Origin of the sequence: Pseudomonas sp. D8002, from assembly GCF_013385695.1 — a bacterium.
Lineage (GTDB): Bacteria > Pseudomonadota > Gammaproteobacteria > Pseudomonadales > Pseudomonadaceae > Aquipseudomonas.
The window spans coordinates 112515-128775 of the sequence record NZ_JACAPM010000015.1; the positions used below are offsets into that span (position 1 = coordinate 112515).

The window sequence follows — 16261 nt, forward strand, 5'->3', positions numbered from 1 at the left end:
TCGCTACGATTTAGCCGGAAAGTGTTCGGGTTTATAAGTGAACGCCCACCACTTGAGCGGATTCCAGTACGGGTTGCTCTTTGACGGCTTGAATTTCTTGATCCGCGCCATTTCTTCGCTGACATACTGTTCAGCCTCAGCTCTTACTGCGGTACGGACGTTATCGGTGATCTGAATATTTTGTGCGGATAAGTTCTCCAGGTAGATTTTTTCTACCTTGTCAATGGCAGCTTTTATCTCTTCAGGGGCCAGGTTGGCACTCAAGGTGCCGCTATAACCTTTGACAGGGCGGCCAATCAACTTTTGGAATTGAGCGGCAAACGAAGCATCCCCACCGGTTGCGGAATCACATGACAGCAGGCGCACGTTGTCGAACTCTTCCGGATGGATCCCTTTGCTGTGAAGCGTATCCAGCAATTCTTCCGGACTATTGAGCTTTCCATCATAAGAAACTTTTGCGACCCCGGTAGTCTCATCGACTTTACCGTGTACCAGTATGTTCAATCGCTGGGCCGAACCTTGTTTGTTCACATCCACGAACGTGTAAAGTTTATCGTTGATAGTGTTCAGGCTATCTATTTCTCCACTGAGAATACTGGTTTTTTCAGCAGTAGAAAAAAGGGCCTCGCCGACCGGCAGATTTTTAACCGTTTTCAGGGGCGGCAGTTCGACGCCGTCTACGTTGATAGATGCCGGGGGGACCTCTGGTCCACTCGACTCAATTTCATTTAACGACGGGTCCGGATGACTATCGCCGGATACTTTCGAAACGCGTGTCAGCTCAAATTCGCTCTTCTGCGAATTATAGTTCCAGCGGTAGTCTTCAGTAACGGTGGAGTTGAACGTGATCGGAGTTTCACCCAGGCTCGCCTCGACCAAACCGGGTGCAACTTCGTGTGCCAGCATCAGGCTTGAGATGACGGCCGCAGCAGTTCCCCCTGTGCGCTCGCCTGCGGTCTTGCCATAGAGGCTGTCATGCACGCCAAACACGATATTGCCTATATTGCCAACAATGGGCAGATTACCAAAGGTTTTGCCCCAGGTGTCTTTCACCGACTTCCAGGCTTGCTGCGAGGCACCAAACACATCCGTCTGGTCGGCCCACACCGCATTGTTGGCGTTCTGCTCCTGGTAGTGGGGGGCGATACCTTTGTTCAGATCGCCAAATTGCAGCCCATAACCTGCTTTTCGCGATTCGGTGTAGTTGAATAGCTCTCGTACCGGCACGGATTTATCTTTGTACCAGTGTTCGTACCCCGGATATCGCGACCGATTATCCTGGATGAGGCTGTCGAGCACCGCCCCGGCCGGTGGCCAGTGGGCATTGTGTCGCCCTTGCATATCACCGGTATTGAAACGGCGCATCAATTCATCACGATTGTCTTTGGCCCAGTTCGCAAATTCGTCATCGCCTTTTATCTCGCGGACAGCGCCGTTCTTCAAGTCGATCATGACTCCCTGATTGGGGCGATTGGCGGTATTGCCATCGTAAGGCGTGTAGGGGATAAAGGCATACCCGCTCATGGGGTAGCCGTAAATATTGGGGATAATCACTTGCCCATTCTTGTCCAGCGTGCGATTCACCGCTTCCTGGCCGGCAGGGCTTAACCTTGCGAAATTTTCCGTGTCACTACGAAGGCTCAGCAACGTGCCCCGTGTTACATAGGCGTCTGCTTTTCCCGATCGCTCTGCTATTGTTCCGGAGCCCTCGCGCATCGGCGCGGCTATGTCTTTCTCCCAGCGAGCTTGAAGTTGTCGGCCGAACGCTTCCAAATCATTGATTTTTGTCCGGTCTTTTTTTTCTATTTCCATTTCAGGAAAATTTAAAACCCCACCACGTGCGGGTCTGTCGTGCGCTAGAGCACCCGCTGCAATTTCCCATGCGAAATAAGTGTGTGTCTGGGTATCAGAGAGATTTTGTGCTGTGCCCATACCGACATAGGTATTGAACGTTACCGTGAACTTTTCATGCGGGTCGAACCCGGCTGCCAATAAACCCCCACTGAAGTATCCTGCGGGGTCCATGAACAGGCGCACGTTCTGGAACTTGACGTTTCGTTCGCCTTCAGTGCCACTTTCTATATTTTCGATCTGCGTCTTTACACGATTGGCATAGGCATCGATATGAGCCTCTCGCTCATTGTAGATATACCCATCGCCTGGCGCGTGAACAAAGTCGGGTCCGTAAATGGTTGCCTTGTAGATATCAGACTCGTTCCTGGCGGTAGTGCCAACGTTGTCCGTTTCATAAATATCGGTACTCTTCAATGGCGTTGGCGGTATCCGTTCCAGCGCCTCGGTACGTTGTTCTTGAGTCGTACCGGGTAGCGGTGTTTGTGGGTAATGGACAATGTTAAGTTGAGCTGAGCTTGTCATTTCAGATTACCTGGCTGGATGTTGATTGCACGCATCTGCGCCGCCATAAACTGTGGATGAGGAGTACGGTGATCTACGCCATGAGTGGTGCAGCGTCCAGGCGTGTTCCGCTCGTTGAGGGTGAGGATGTAGTTGTCCATTGCACGGGTTATAAGTTGAAAAGATTTATCACCAACGCACTTCAATGTGTCCGGACCAGCAGACGCCCGGCGATTAAGCATTTTCTGAAGCTGGTAACCGGTTATTACCGCTGAAACTTCTTGAATTAAGTGCCAGGCAAAAAAAATGCTGCCCGAAGGCAGCGGCATTGCAGTCCTGCTCCCTGAAATGGCAGGTAAACGCTACGCGAACGAGAACGGCGGTCACCACGGTTGCCGCCGTTCGGGTTACCCAGGTTGAGACAAGCGCCTGCGTCGCGGCGATCGCCTTAAAACACCTGTGCGCCGCCATAAACGGTGGACTGTATCCACCGCGGGTCCATAGGATCGCTCCAGACGTGCCGAGGCGGCGTACCACCATCTCCGATCAGGATTTGCCGGCCCTCGTCGCTCCATTCCTGCATGCGTTGTGCGAATTGGCCGTGGTACTCGTTGGCCGGACAAGTGATACCGGCCCATGGGTCCACTATCCACGCATCAGCCCATTCGGGCTCGGCAAATCCAGCGGTCAAGAGGTTAGGCTGACTTGCGGGGCCGCCGACCACGCTGAAGGTGTGTCCCTGCACTTGTGCAATGCGGGCAAAGCCGCCACTGGCGTTAACGGTATCGGTGGCGACCCTGGCCATCTGGTCGCAATTGCCAGCACCCGTTTTCAGGATGACCTCCGAGTAGTTGGGCGCGCCGGTTCGAGTGTATAGCCAGGTCACTATTTCATTGGCCACGTCGCTGCGCAGACTGTTACCGGCATCGGCCAGGGTTTTCTGGTTGGCCGACCGTATACCGGTTGTCTGGAACTGTTCCTCCACCGTTCTCTTGCCCCAACGGGCGTAGGCCTTGTTTTGCTCGTTGACCGTGAGCTGCCCGAAATAGTGAGGCTTTTGAAGGGGCTCAAGTTGTATGGTCTTGGCGGCCACCTCTACCTTCTTGTCCCAGGCATAGACTGCCAGTAGAACTTCACGTTTCTTTTCATCGGACAGTCCGGCCAGGACTCGGTCCAGTTGGGTGGCTTGATCGGGTGTGAAGTTGTATTCAAGGCTCAGTTTTTTTGCCAGTGAGTCCAGGGAGGGCAGTATCACCAGATCGTTATTGTGGGTTTTTCCGGAAATGTCACGATAGAGGTCCTTGTACTCGTCATGCAGCCTGATGATGTCCCGGCTGGCCGGATCGGTGTTTGCGGCGATGCGTTGAAAGTTGAGCGCAGGGTTCGAACCGTCGTATTCGGCCACGTAGTAAATGCCGGTATCGCCCTCGACCACCACATAATCTATTCCTGCGTAGGGTATTTTTATGCCCCTCAGGACGCGCTGGTCATCACTGAGATCACTGATCTGGTCCAGCTTTACAACCACGGTTTCCTGGTTGAGCGCCCGTGGTTGACCGATATCTTCATAGCCGAAGTCCGGCTCATTGAGCACCACCCCGCTGGTTTGGTTGCGGTAGGTAACCGGCGTGTGCCCGGGCACCGACATCAGCTCCTGGCTGGATGTGTCGCTCACTCTATACAGCCTGTGCTCATGCACCACGGTCCGCGCGCCTTCCTGCGTTGGGGCGCCCGGCAAGAGACGCCGATGCTCAAGTGCCTGGGCGTCTTGAGCGACCGATGTATCGGCGTCCTCGATCATTTTTGTGTAGCACAAGCTGTCAATGTTGCGCTTTACGCGGCGCCCAACCGGCGCACAAACGGCTTCAAAATCCTCCAGCGGCTCGGCATGCTCGGTAGGCCCCATCTTGGTCAAGGCGTCCGGTTGTGCGGGGTCGTAGCGGTAAACGTCATCCCCGACCACTACATCGGTATGGGTTGCACGCTTGATCAGGAAGGTCTGGTCTGCGGACAGGCCCTCAGGTACCAGCACGCTTGCCCCTGCAGCTCCCGGCTCGACTTCGCGCGTGAGGGCGATGCGGGTGGAGGACTCAAGGGCTTTCGAGGCCCTCTCTATCCCTTTCTCCACCAGTGAAGTTGCGCCCGAAGCCACCGTCGGCAGCGCATTGAGCACTCCGAACACGATATGGTCGGCCCCGCCTTTCTTGCCGTGCTTGACGTCATCGATGCCGATACCGGCCTCCGCTACGCCGGAGGCGACGTAGAACACCTCGAGGGCTACGGCGACTTCGGGCATCACCAGTGCCAGCGGCGTCATCAGCATCGCGACCTTGGTGGCGGTTTCCAGGCCTTTGAGGATGTTGGCTTTGGTCACGTCGCTGTCGGTGACGATTTGGGTCTCGGCATCCTTGTACGAGCGATCTTTCTGGCGGGCAGTAATGGCCTCGAATGGGTCCTGGGCGAGGGGTTCGGTGGTGATGAAAGTCTGCGGGTTGAATTCATTCAGGCGCTCCAACACATCGGCATCCGGCGCGTCTTTGCGGTGCCAGCCACCCAGCCCGGTCAGTGTCTGGTTCACGCCGTCGGAGAACGTCCGGTCGGCCTGGTCACGCAGCGTGAAATGGGTTGAAAGGGCTTCGCGCTTGGTGGGGTCGGCAGCTTGCTCAGCCAGCCAGTTTTTCATCTGGGCCTGGCTGTCAAAGCGATGAATAGGCGACGAGTTGCCGGGAATATACAAAAGCGTGGGGCTGATGATCTTGCCGTCATCGGTGACCTTGGGGTTTTTGTCGGTGATGTACAGCAGGTCCGAAGATTGAAAACCGTTGATGCTGAGCAGACCCATTTCCAGGCCTGGGTCCTGGGCGGCAGAGGCTTTCAGGTCCTCGACGCGGAGGTTCGACCAGTCTTTATCGGTGGTCAAGTTCGCTGCGCGTAGCGCCAGTTCCTTGTCGCTTGGGCTCAGGCTGCCGGTCTTTTCCTGGAGCAGGATGGCGGCAACGAAGGAGGCCTTGGTCAATGCCGTGTATTTGCTTTCGTGGCTGGGCCAGAACGTATCCAGGAATGTTTTATACGGCGCGGCGCGTTCGGTGTTCCACACCAATTCCCTGAATTGCTCCGGGGTCTTTTTGATCCGCATCGACTCGTTGTATTGCTGGCGCTGGCCGGGCGGGGAGGCGCGGTATATAAACTCATAGGTCTGCTGGGCATTGACGGCAGAGTCAATGGCAAGCCCCGCCTGGCCCAGCGGCGAAAACGTCAGTAGCCGTTCCAGCCAGGTATGCAGGGTCGTGCGTGTTTTTTCCTCGGGCGTCTGGTGTTCATCGGTGTTGTTTTTTTTCTGCACATCTTGCAGGGCCGCCTGGGTCAAGGTTATCCGGTTCAGTACCTTTGCATTGCGAGGAGGCCTTCCCCGTGTCGGGTCGTAGTTGAAGGTAGTAATAAACGTGTTGTCCGGATCAACGTCCTCGCCCCACTTTTTCTTGATTTCGGCCTTGATAAGGTTGGCGGTGCTTTCCAGGGGCGTCTCGAACCCTGTCGTTGCACTGCGAATGTAGTTTTCGACTGTCTTGTTGTATGGCAATCCCGGGATCAACACGTCGTGAGTGTGACGGCGGGGTCGTGATGCGGGAGTGTCGGTGGCCCGATCGGCTGCCTTTACGGGCTGCCCTGGCGAATATGTCTGCCGTGAAGTATCCGTACCTTGGCGGGGTTTTCCCTGTTCTTCGGCAATACCTGCCGAGGAGGGGGTATCAAGGAAGAAGCCGTTGTTTGCCGCGATGGAACCTATGGTGGTCATATGACAAATCCTGATGTGCATGGTGTGCAGGAATGATGTGATGTCCGCCATAGGTGGTTCAGCGTGTAGGCGTGTTCCGTTCTTTGATGGGGAAGATGTAGTTCGCCATTACGCGGGTTATAAGCTGAAAAGATTTATCGCCGGTGCGCTTCAAGGTGTGTGGACCAGAACACTCTCAGCCATTGAGTATTTTCTTAAGCTGATATCCGGTTATTACCGCTGATACTTCTTGAATGAAGTGCGCAGGCAAAAAAAAACGCTGCCCGTGGGCAGCGTCATTGCAACTGGGGTACCACTCGATCAAGGCATCTGGACTTCGATCACGCCATCTGCGGTCATGTTGACCTGGCTGGTGCCGGCTTCGACTTCCGGCGTCGGTGCCGAATCCATCGCTGCGGCTTTCATCATCATCCCGCCACGGGCATACGGCTGTGGATAACCGTTGGTGTTGAAGTTCAGGTTGACGATCTTGTAGCCCTTGCCGCCCAGCGCATCGGTGGCCAGTTGGGCACGGGCCTTGAATGCGGTGACCGCTTCTTTAAGCAGGGCATCTTCGCTGGCCTTGCGGGTCGGGTTGGCGATGGCGAAGTCCATGCTGTCCATTTTCAGGTTGGTCAGCATGTCGCCGGTGAGCTTGGACAGGGCGGCGAAGTCGGCACTTTCCATGCGCAGCTCAGCGCGTTCACGCCAGCCGGTGATTTTCTGGTTCTTGTTGTCGTAGATCGGGTAGCTGTTGCGGCTACCCTGGCGCAGGGTCACGCCTTTGACTTCGCGGGCCTGGGCCAGCGCCTTGTTCATGGTGGTGGTGATTTCGGCGGCAAGCTTGGCCGGGTCGGTGTTCTGCGACTCGGTGTACAGGGTGACGATCATCTGGTCGCGCGCCACTTCCTGGCTGACTTCGGCACGCAGGGAAATCTGGTTGTAATGCAGTTCGTCAGCGGCCATGGCCGGCAGGCTGGCGAGGGTAGCGGCGCCGAGGGTGAGGGTGGCTGCACTGCGAATGAAACGAGACATGTAAGCTCCTTGAGATGTTCGTGTTCGGTAAGACTGTAGACGCAAGGTTTCAGTTCTTCGGGTTTACACATTCGCTACAAGTTGGCGGATGCCGACGAACGGTCATGATCCTGACCCCTGCGTCAAAGAGCCACACACGCCGTGCCAGCGCTGTCGCTTCGTTTATACTCCGTGCGATCCGCCTGCAGCGCTCATCGGGAGAGCTCATGCTCGCCGCCGTAAAACTGACTTCCGCCACCCGCCAGAACCTTTGGCGCCTGACGTTCATCCGCACCCTGGTGCTGGCCGCACAGGCCGGTTCGGTGGGGCTCGCCTATTGGTTCAAGCTGCTGCCGCTGCCCTGGTTGCAGTTGGCCGTGACCCTCGGCTTCTCCACGGTGCTGTGTGTATTTACCGTCATCCGGCTGCGCACCACGTGGCCTGTGACCGAGCTGGAATACGCCCTGCAACTGGCCTGCGACCTGTTTATCCACAGCGTATTGCTGTACTTCTCCGGCGGCTCCACCAACCCGTTCGTGTCCTATTACCTGGTGCCACTGACCATCGCGGCGGTGACCTTGCCGTGGCGTTATTCGGTGGTGCTGTCGGGTATTGCCCTGACCCTGTACACCCTGCTGCTGGCACAGTTCTACCCGTTGCAGACCTTCCCCATCGCCCGGGAAAACCTGCAGATCTACGGCATGTGGCTGAGCTTTGCCCTGTCGGCGGCGGTCATCACCTTTTTTGCCGCACGAATGGCGGAAGAGCTGCGCCGCCAGGAAGAGCTGCGCGCCATTCGCCGTGAAGAAGGCCTGCGGGACCAGCAGTTGCTGGCCGTCGCCACCCAGGCCGCCGGCGCGGCCCACGAATTGGGCACGCCGCTGGCGACCATGAGCGTACTGCTCAAGGAAATGACCCAGGACCACCACGACCCGGCCCTGCAAGACGACCTGAGTGTGCTGCAGGAACAGGTCAAGCAGTGCAAGCTGACCTTGCAGCAGCTGGTGCGCGCCGCCGAGGCCAATCGCCGCCTGGCGGTGGAGATGCAAGACGTAACCCAGTGGCTGGACGAAGCCCTGAACCGCTGGCACCTGATGCGTCCCGAAGCCAGTTACCGGTTTCACCTGCTGGGCCAGGGCACGGTGCCGCGCATGGCACCGCCGCCGGACCTGACCCAGGCGCTGCTGAACCTGCTGAACAACGCCGCCGATGCCTGCCCGGAAGGGTTGGAAGTGACCCTGGACTGGGATGCGGAAGACTTCACCATCAGCATTCGCGACCACGGCGCCGGTGTGCCGCTGGCGATTGCCGAGCAGATCGGCAAGCCCTTCTTTACCACCAAGGGCAAAGGCTTCGGCCTGGGCCTGTTTTTGAGCAAGGCCAGCGTGACCCGCGCGGGCGGCTCAGTGAAACTCTATAGTCATGAGGAAGGCGGCACGCTCACCGAGCTGCGCCTGCCCCGTGTCGCACGAGGAGACATCGATGAGTGACGAGATCCAAGTCGAAGGCGAAGAACTGCCGCACCTGCTGCTGGTAGATGACGACGCCACCTTTACCCGCGTGATGGCCCGCGCCATGAGCCGTCGTGGCTTTCGCGTCAGCACCGCAGGTTCCGCCGAGGAAGGCCTGGCCATCGCCACGGCCGACCTGCCGGAATACGCGGCCCTGGACCTGAAAATGGACGGCGACTCCGGCCTGGTGCTGCTGCCCAAGCTGCTGGAGCTGGACCCGGAAATGCGCGTGGTGATCCTCACCGGCTATTCCAGCATTGCCACCGCCGTCGAGGCGATCAAGCGTGGCGCCTGCAACTACCTGTGCAAGCCGGCAGATGCCGACGACGTGCTGGCCGCCTTGCTCTCCGAGCACGCCGACCTCGACACCCTGGTGCCGGAAAACCCGATGTCAGTGGACCGCCTGCAGTGGGAACACATCCAGCGGGTGTTGACCGAGCACGAAGGCAACATCTCCGCCACGGCCCGCGCCCTGGGCATGCATCGTCGAACGTTGCAGCGCAAGTTGCAGAAACGCCCGGTTCGACGTTGAACGGCGACTGAACAATCTGCTTCAGGCCGCACGGAGCCCTGAACCGATCGTCTATGATCGGTTCAAACGCCTGTTATTTTTTTCCTACCGAGCCTGAACAATGAATCAGAACGCTGAGTATTCCGCGGTCAATGACGCGGTGCGTGGGCAATTTTTAAGGAAAGTCTGGGCGCTGATCACCCCCTACTGGCGCAGTGAGGAGAAGTTCAAGGCCTGGCTGTTGTTGCTGGTGGTGCTGGGGCTTTCGCTGTTCAGTGTGGCGGTGTCGGTGTGGTTCAACAGCTGGAACCGCGACTTCTATAACGCCCTGGAAAAGAAGGACTACGACGCCTTCACCCACCTGCTGATGTATTTCAGCGTGATCGCCGTGGTGGCGATCGTCACCGGGGTGTTCACTTCCTATTTGCAGCAAATGCTCACCATCCGCTGGCGGCGCTGGCTGACTGAAACCTACTTCGCCAAGTGGCTGAGCGAGAAGAACTACTACCACCTGGAATATGGCGGCTACACCGATAACCCCGACCAACGTATCTCCGAAGACCTCAACGCCTTTACCAGCAGCACCCTGAGCCTGGGCCTGGGGTTTATCAGTAACCTGGTGAGCCTGGTGTCGTTCTCGGTGATCCTGTGGGGCGTGTCCGGCAGTATCGAGGTTTGGGGCATCACGATTCCCGGCTATATGTTCTGGGCGGCACTGGTATATGCCGTGCTGGGCAGTTGGTTGACCCACTTGATTGGTCGAAAACTGATCGGCTTGAGCAACCGCCAGCAACGCTTCGAGGCCGACTTGCGTTTCAGCCTGGTGCGGGTGCGCGAGAACGCGGAAAGCATCGCGCTGTTCAATGGCGAGCCGAATGAACACCAGCAACTGAGTGCACGTTTCGGGCGGGTGTGGAGCAACTTCTGGAGCATCATGCAGCTCAAGAAGCGCCTGAACTTTTTCACCAGTGGTTACTCGCAGATCGCGATCATCTTCCCGTTTGTGGTGGCAGCGCCGCGTTACTTTTCCGGCCAGATAGAGCTGGGCGTGCTGATGCAAGTGGCCAGTGCGTTTGGCAGCGTGCAGGGCAGCCTGAGCTGGTTTGTCGACGCGTACACCGTGTTGGCCAGCTGGCGTGCGACCTGTGATCGTCTGCTGAGCTTTGGCGAGGCGATGGAAGAAAACGAAGGCCGCAACATGGGCATCGAGTTGCAACGCCAGGGCGGCAATTTGCAGATGAGCAACCTCAGCCTCGATCTGGCGGATGGTCGTCACTTGCTGGATGGCGCCAACCTGACGGTTGCCGAGGGTGAGCGATTGATGCTCAGCGGGCGTTCCGGCAGCGGCAAGTCAACCTTGCTGCGGGCCATGGGCAATCTCTGGCCAAACGGCCACGGCAACATCCGCTTGCCGGCCGAGCGTTATCTGTTCCTGCCGCAAAAGCCGTACCTGCCGATTGGTACCTTGCGGGGTGTGTTGAGTTATCCACAGGAGGAGGGCGCGTACCCGGCGCAACGTTATGCACAGGTCCTGGAAACCTGCCGCCTGGCGCACCTGATTCCACGCTTGGATGAGGCCAATCACTGGCAGCGCATGCTGTCGCCGGGTGAGCAACAGCGCCTGGCGTTTGCGCGGGCGTTGTTGTTTGAACCGCAATGGCTGTACATGGACGAGGCCACCTCGGCGATGGACGAGGAAGATGAGGCGGCGCTGTATCAGGCGTTGATCGATGAATTGCCGGGGTTGAGCATCGTCAGCGTCGGGCACCGCAGCAGCCTCAAGCGTTTCCATGGGCGGCACGTGCGGATCGAGAACGGGCAGCTACAAGAACAGCCAGTGTCCTGAAGTCGGACTCGGTCAATGTGGGAGCGGGCTTGCTCGCGAATACGGTGGGTCAGTTAATACATAGGGTGACTGATAGACCGCATTCGCGAGCAAGCCCGCTCCCACATTGGATCAGTGTCGTCTGGTCGACCTGGTGCCAACAAAAAAGCCCGGCTGATCATCGATCAGCCGGGCTTTTTCATGCCGCTTGAAAAGCTATTACTTTTTCAAGCCGTAATGCTCATCCAGCATCCCCGGGGCGTTTGGCGTTTTTGGCGCGTAATCCCGTGGCGGTTCCTGATTTTCCCGCGGAGGGGTCAGGCGTTCCCGTGGAGCGTGCGGTGCATCGGAATGCAGCGCGGCCAGCAGGCGCTGGCGGGTGATGTCGTCCAGGGCCAGGCGGTTGGCACCCTCGGCGAGATGATCCTGTACTTCCTGATAGCTCTGAGTGAGCTTTTTCACCAGGGTCGCGGTGCTGTTGAAGTGGGTAACAACCTCGTTCTGATAACTGTCAAAACGTTCCTGAATGTCATCCAGCTGACGCTGCGTGCGGTTAGGCGCGGCATTCGGCAGCAGGCGGGCAACCAGGAATCCAATGGCGACACCGGCAACCAAGGCGAGAGTCGGCAACAACCAAACTAAGAGCGAGTGTTCCACGAGTCCTTCCTCTATAAACGGCTTTGCTTTACGTTAACGGCTCGGACCTGCGCTGTATACCGCGATTAAGCTCGCAATGATGCCATGCACAGACTTTTAGCTAGACGAGTCGACCCCTTGAGAGGTCACGGAGTTCCTTCCTTGCTGATGCGTGAAACCCCCGTTTTGATCGATGGCCCGGTAGGCCAACTGGACGCCCTGTATCTGGATCACCCCGAGCCACGTGGCCTGGCGCTGATCTGTCACCCGAACCCGGTGCAGGGCGGCACCATGCTCAACAAAGTCGTATCGACCCTGCAACGCACCGCGCGCGATGCCGGCTTGATCACGTTACGTTTCAATTATCGCGGTGTCGGCACCAGTGCCGGTACGCACGATATGGGCACCGGTGAAGTCGACGACGCCGAAGCGGCAGCCACCTGGCTGCGTGAAAAGCATCCCGACCTGCCGATCACCCTGCTGGGTTTTTCCTTCGGCGGGTTTGTCGCGGCCACCCTCGGCGGCCGCCTGGAAGCCAAGGGCGAAAAACTCGCGCACCTGTTCATGGTGGCCGCGGCCGTGATGCGCCTGCGGGATAACGACGTGTTGCCACAAGGCTGCCCATTGACCGTGATCCAGCCGGAAACCGACGAAGTGGTCGACCCGCAACTCGTCTACGACTGGTCCGCGGCCCTGAATCGCCCCCATGAGCTGCTGAAAGTGGCAGAATGCGGACACTTTTTTCATGGCAAGCTGACCGATCTCAAGGATCTTGTGCTGCCACGTCTTTCGAATTGATGACAAGCGATCACCCATGACGACCCGTACCCGCATCCTCACCGGCATCACCACCACCGGCACGCCGCACCTGGGCAACTACGCCGGCGCGATTCGCCCGGCGATCCTTGCCAGCCAGGACGCCAACGCCGACTCCTTCTACTTCCTGGCCGACTACCACGCCCTGATCAAGTGCGATGACCCGCAGCGCATCCAGCGCTCGCGCATGGAAATCGCCGCGACCTGGCTGGCCGGTGGCCTGGATGTGAACCGGGTAACCTTCTACCGCCAGTCCGACATCCCGGAAATCCCCGAGCTGACCTGGCTGCTGACCTGCGTGGCGGCCAAGGGCCTGCTCAACCGTGCGCACGCCTACAAGGCCTCGGTGGACAAGAACCTGGAGAACGGCGAAGACCCGGATGCGGGGATCACCATGGGCCTGTACAGCTACCCGGTGCTGATGGCTGCGGACATCCTGATGTTCAACGCCCACAAGGTGCCGGTCGGTCGTGACCAGATCCAGCACGTGGAAATGGCTCGCGACATCGGCCAGCGCTTCAACCACCTGTTCGGCAAGGGTAAAGAATTCTTCACCATGCCCGAAGCGCTGATCGAAGAAAGCGTCGCCACCTTGCCGGGCCTGGATGGCCGCAAGATGTCGAAGAGCTACGACAACACCATCCCGTTGTTCACCAGCGCCAAGGACATGAAGGACGCGATCTCGCGGATCGTCACCGACTCCCGCGCGCCGGGCGAAGCCAAGGATCCGGACAACTCGCACCTGTTCACCCTGTACCAGGCATTTGCCACCCAGGCCCAGGAAGAAGAGTTCCGCGGCGAACTGCTGCAGGGCCTGGGCTGGGGTGAGGCGAAGAACCGTCTGTTCCAACTGCTGGACGGCCAGTTGGGTGAAGCGCGCGAGCGTTATCACCAACTGATGTCGCGCCCGTCGGACATGGAAGACCTGCTGCTGGTCGGCGCCCGCAAAGCCCGCGCCGTGGCTGCACCGTTCCTGGCCGAACTGCGTGAAGCGGTGGGCCTGCGCTCGTTCGTCAATCCGGTCGCCGTGGCTGCCACCACCAAGAAGAAAGCTGCGAAAGCCGCACGCTTTGTCAGCTTCCGCGAAGACGACGGCAGCTTCCGCTTCCGTTTGCTGGCGGCCGAAGGCGAGCAACTGCTGCTGTCGCGCAACTTTGCCGACGGTAAAACCGCAGGCGCCGTAACCAAGCAGCTGCAATCGGGTCAGGCGCTGGATGTACGCAGTGAAGCCTCGAGCTTCAGCGTGTGGCTGGACGGTGAAGTCGTCGCCGATAGCCCGGCGTTCGCCGACAGCGCCTCGCGGGATGCGGCGATCGAAGCCTTGCGCGTTGCGTTGACCCCAATCGAGGATTGACCCGACCAAGGGTTGATTGCCATTCTTCAGGGCCGTCGTTACAGTGGCGGCCCGTTTTTGTTGCCTTGCTAACGAATTATGACGCCCCTAGAACGATATCAAGCTGATCTGAAACGCCCTGAATTCTTCCATGACGCTGCCCAGGAAACTGCGGTGCGCCATTTGCAGCGCCTGTACGACGATCTGGTCCAGGCCTCGCAGAACAAGCCGGGCATGTTCAGCAAGCTGTTTGGCAAGAAAGACCATACGCCGGTCAAGGGCCTGTATTTCTGGGGTGGTGTTGGCCGGGGCAAGACTTACCTGGTGGACACCTTCTTCGAAGCGCTGCCGTTCAAGGAAAAGGTCCGCACCCACTTCCACCGCTTCATGAAGCGCGTGCATGAAGAGATGAAGACCCTGCCGGGCGAAAAGAACCCGCTGACCATCATCGCCAAGCGCTTCTCGGAAGAAGCCCGGGTGATCTGTTTCGATGAGTTCTTCGTGTCCGACATCACCGACGCGATGATCCTCGGCACCCTGATGGAAGAGTTGTTCAAGAACGGCGTGACCCTTGTCGCCACCTCGAACATCGTGCCCGACGGCCTTTACAAGGACGGCCTGCAACGCGCGCGTTTCCTGCCGGCCATCGCCCTGATCAAGCAGAACACCGACATCGTCAACGTCGACAGCGGCGTCGACTACCGCCTGCGTCACCTTGAACAAGCCGAACTGTTCCACTACCCGCTCAACGAAGTGGCCCAGGAAAGCCTGCGCAAGAGCTTCCGCGCGCTGACGCCGGAATGCACCCAGGCGATTGAAAACGACAAGCTGATCATCGAAAACCGCGAAATCATCGCACTGCGCACCTGCGATGACGTGGCCTGGTTCGAATTCCGCGAACTGTGCGACGGCCCTCGCAGCCAGAACGACTACATCGAACTGGGCAAGATCTTCCACGCGGTGATCCTGAGCGGTGTCGAGCAGATGAGCGTCACCACCGACGACATCGCGCGGCGCTTTATCAACATGGTCGACGAATTCTACGACCGCAACGTCAAGCTGATCATCTCGGCGGAAGTCGAGCTCAAGGACCTCTACACCGGCGGCCGCTTGAACTTCGAATTCCAGCGCACCTTGAGCCGCTTGCTGGAAATGCAGTCCCACGAGTTCCTGTCGCGGGCGCACAAGCCGTAAGCGATGTGCTTGAAATGAAAAAGGCCCGCAGCGATGCGGGCCTTTTTTTATGCAAAATTTCCAGGTCAACAGAAAGCAACTGTGGGAGCCGGGCTTGCCCGCGATAGCGGTCTGTCGGTTGATGCCTCTGGTGCCTGGCACGCCGCCATCCCAGGCAAGCCAGCTCCCACATTTTTACTGCGTATACCCTTTGGTTACGCGGCCTGCTGGAACTGCTGGCGATACTGGTTGGGCGACAGCTCGGTATGCTGGCGGAACAGCCGCGCAAAGAAGCTCGCGTCGTCGTAGCCCACCTCGTAACTGATGGTCTTGATGCTTTTGCGGCTGCCGGACAGCAGGCCCTTGGCTGTCTCGATGCGCAACCGTTGCAGGTAGTGCAGCGGCTTGTCACCGGTGGCGGTCTGGAAGCGGCGCATGAAGTTGCGGATGCTCATGCCGTGTTCCCGGGCCACGTCTTCGAAGCGGAACTTGTCGGCGAAGTGCTCTTCGAGCCAATGCTGGATCTGCAGGATGATCACGTCCTGGTGCAGCTTCTGCCCGCCAAAACCGATGCGCCCGGGGGCGTAGCTGCGTTGCACTTCGTAGAGGATGTCGCGGGCCACGGCCTGGGCGATGTTGGCGCCGCAGAAGCGTTCGATCAGGTAGATGTAGAGATCGCAGGCCGAGGTGGTGCCGCCGGCGCAGTACAGGTTGTCGGCGTCGGTCAGGTGCTTGTCCTGGTTCAGCTGCACCTTGGGAAAGCGTTCGGTGAAAGCGTTGAAGAAGCGCCAATAGGTGGTCGCTTCCTTGCCATCCAGCAGGCCGGCTTCGGCGAGCCAGAACACCCCAGTGGCTTCGCCGCACAGCACCGCGCCACGGGCGTGTTGTTCACGCAGCCAGGGCAGCACTTGGGGGTAGCGTTGGCACAACGAGTCGAAATCGTCCCAGAAGGCCGGGAGCACGATGATGTCGGCGTTTTCGAGGCCGCCGTCCACCGGCATGATCACATCGCTGAAGCTGCGCACCGACTGCCCGTCGGGGCTGACCAGGCGGGTTTCGAAGGCGGGGGTGAGGCCCTGGCCCAGCTGTTTGCCGTAGCGCAGGCTCGCGAGGTGGAAGAAATCCTTGGCTTGCATGAGGGTTGAAGCGAATACCCGATCAATGGCCAAAATGCTGACGCGCCGCAAGGGCGTGGAGATTTGGTTAGACATAATTTCATTTATTCTTATAGGGGAAAGTGGTCGCCAGACGGCTGGATCGTCTTATTTTTTGTCGCATGTGTCCAGTGTCCTGTGACGCCTTCGCGGCTTAG

At 58.6% G+C, this 16261-nt stretch carries 12 protein-coding genes; 6 read left to right on the forward strand and 6 right to left on the reverse strand.

Annotated elements, in window-relative coordinates; all coding sequences use genetic code 11:
- Positions 1 to 3: 3 nt before the first annotated feature.
- From HX807_RS09405 to HX807_RS09420, 4 genes are all read right to left on the reverse strand, one after another.
- Positions 4 to 2376, reverse strand: a complete 2373-nt coding sequence (locus HX807_RS09405; RefSeq protein WP_218174058.1) for a hypothetical protein — start codon at positions 2374 to 2376, stop codon at positions 4 to 6.
- On the reverse strand, positions 2373 to 2684 hold the full coding sequence (locus tag HX807_RS09410) for a hypothetical protein (RefSeq protein ID WP_134327322.1): 312 nt from the start codon (positions 2682 to 2684) through the stop codon (positions 2373 to 2375). The genes HX807_RS09405 and HX807_RS09410 overlap by 4 nt, the downstream gene beginning before the upstream one ends.
- A 119-nt stretch (positions 2685 to 2803) precedes the next feature.
- The gene (locus HX807_RS09415; protein WP_023659189.1) at positions 2804 to 6151 is read right to left on the reverse strand and encodes a dermonecrotic toxin domain-containing protein; all 3348 of its coding nucleotides are present in this window, start codon (positions 6149 to 6151) and stop codon (positions 2804 to 2806) included.
- Between the two features lie 300 nt (positions 6152 to 6451).
- Complete coding sequence (locus tag HX807_RS09420; RefSeq protein ID WP_003216012.1) at positions 6452 to 7165, reverse strand: SIMPL domain-containing protein; 714 nt, start codon at positions 7163 to 7165, stop codon at positions 6452 to 6454.
- A 206-nt stretch (positions 7166 to 7371) separates the two neighbouring features.
- On the opposite strand from HX807_RS09420, the gene HX807_RS09425 reads away from it, so the two are divergent.
- The 3 genes from HX807_RS09425 (at position 7372) to HX807_RS09435 (ending at position 11012) form a co-directional block, all read left to right on the forward strand.
- Positions 7372 to 8634, forward strand: coding sequence for an ATP-binding protein (locus HX807_RS09425; protein WP_003216013.1), 1263 nt, complete (start codon positions 7372 to 7374; stop codon positions 8632 to 8634).
- Complete coding sequence (locus HX807_RS09430; RefSeq protein WP_003216016.1) at positions 8627 to 9187, forward strand: response regulator transcription factor; 561 nt, start codon at positions 8627 to 8629, stop codon at positions 9185 to 9187. The genes HX807_RS09425 and HX807_RS09430 overlap by 8 nt, the downstream gene beginning before the upstream one ends.
- A gap of 100 nt (positions 9188 to 9287) precedes the next feature.
- The gene (locus HX807_RS09435; RefSeq protein WP_003216018.1) at positions 9288 to 11012 is read left to right on the forward strand and encodes an ABC transporter ATP-binding protein/permease; all 1725 of its coding nucleotides are present in this window, start codon (positions 9288 to 9290) and stop codon (positions 11010 to 11012) included.
- 198 nt (positions 11013 to 11210) lie between these two features.
- On the opposite strand, the gene HX807_RS09440 is transcribed toward HX807_RS09435, so the two are convergent.
- Positions 11211 to 11648 (reverse strand): YhcB family protein, encoded by a 438-nt coding sequence (locus tag HX807_RS09440; RefSeq protein ID WP_003216019.1) that lies wholly within the window; start codon positions 11646 to 11648, stop codon positions 11211 to 11213.
- Positions 11649 to 11795: 147 nt separating this feature from the next.
- Between HX807_RS09440 and HX807_RS09445 the strand changes: the two genes are divergently transcribed.
- The 3 genes from HX807_RS09445 to zapE all read left to right on the forward strand — a co-directional run bounded on the left by HX807_RS09445 (position 11796) and on the right by zapE (position 14970).
- Complete coding sequence (locus HX807_RS09445; RefSeq protein ID WP_102604577.1) at positions 11796 to 12425, forward strand: alpha/beta hydrolase; 630 nt, start codon at positions 11796 to 11798, stop codon at positions 12423 to 12425.
- A gap of 16 nt (positions 12426 to 12441) precedes the next feature.
- Positions 12442 to 13797 carry a tryptophan--tRNA ligase gene (locus HX807_RS09450; protein ID WP_008437254.1) on the forward strand — a complete coding sequence of 452 codons (1356 nt, stop codon included), beginning with the start codon at positions 12442 to 12444 and terminating at the stop codon, positions 13795 to 13797.
- A 78-nt stretch (positions 13798 to 13875) separates the two neighbouring features.
- Positions 13876 to 14970: a cell division protein ZapE gene (zapE, locus tag HX807_RS09455; protein ID WP_003216025.1), complete on the forward strand. Its 1095-nt coding sequence runs from the start codon at positions 13876 to 13878 to the stop codon at positions 14968 to 14970.
- A 194-nt stretch (positions 14971 to 15164) separates the two neighbouring features.
- Here the strand turns inward: zapE and HX807_RS09460 are convergent, their stop codons facing one another.
- Positions 15165 to 16085 carry a GlxA family transcriptional regulator gene (locus HX807_RS09460; protein ID WP_173406101.1) on the reverse strand — a complete coding sequence of 307 codons (921 nt, stop codon included), beginning with the start codon at positions 16083 to 16085 and terminating at the stop codon, positions 15165 to 15167.
- Between the last annotated feature and the right edge of the window lie 176 nt (positions 16086 to 16261).

Bases quoted from the DNA above. Each gene is read 5' to 3' on its own strand.
- HX807_RS09405 (WP_218174058.1), bottom strand. From the start codon at position 2,376: ATGACAAGCTCAGCTCAACTTAACATTGTCCATTACCCACAAACACCG.
- HX807_RS09430 (WP_003216016.1), top strand. From the start codon at position 8,627: ATGAGTGACGAGATCCAAGTCGAAGGCGAAGAACTGCCGCACCTGCTG.
- HX807_RS09415 (WP_023659189.1), bottom strand. From the start codon at position 6,151: ATGACCACCATAGGTTCCATCGCGGCAAACAACGGCTTCTTCCTTGAT.
- HX807_RS09450 (WP_008437254.1), top strand. From the start codon at position 12,442: ATGACGACCCGTACCCGCATCCTCACCGGCATCACCACCACCGGCACG.
- HX807_RS09445 (WP_102604577.1), top strand. From the start codon at position 11,796: ATGCGTGAAACCCCCGTTTTGATCGATGGCCCGGTAGGCCAACTGGAC.
- HX807_RS09410 (WP_134327322.1), bottom strand. From the start codon at position 2,684: ATGCCGCTGCCTTCGGGCAGCATTTTTTTTGCCTGGCACTTAATTCAA.
- HX807_RS09460 (WP_173406101.1), bottom strand. From the start codon at position 16,085: ATGCAAGCCAAGGATTTCTTCCACCTCGCGAGCCTGCGCTACGGCAAA.
- HX807_RS09425 (WP_003216013.1), top strand. From the start codon at position 7,372: ATGCTCGCCGCCGTAAAACTGACTTCCGCCACCCGCCAGAACCTTTGG.
- HX807_RS09420 (WP_003216012.1), bottom strand. From the start codon at position 7,165: ATGTCTCGTTTCATTCGCAGTGCAGCCACCCTCACCCTCGGCGCCGCT.
- zapE (WP_003216025.1), top strand. From the start codon at position 13,876: ATGACGCCCCTAGAACGATATCAAGCTGATCTGAAACGCCCTGAATTC.
- HX807_RS09435 (WP_003216018.1), top strand. From the start codon at position 9,288: ATGAATCAGAACGCTGAGTATTCCGCGGTCAATGACGCGGTGCGTGGG.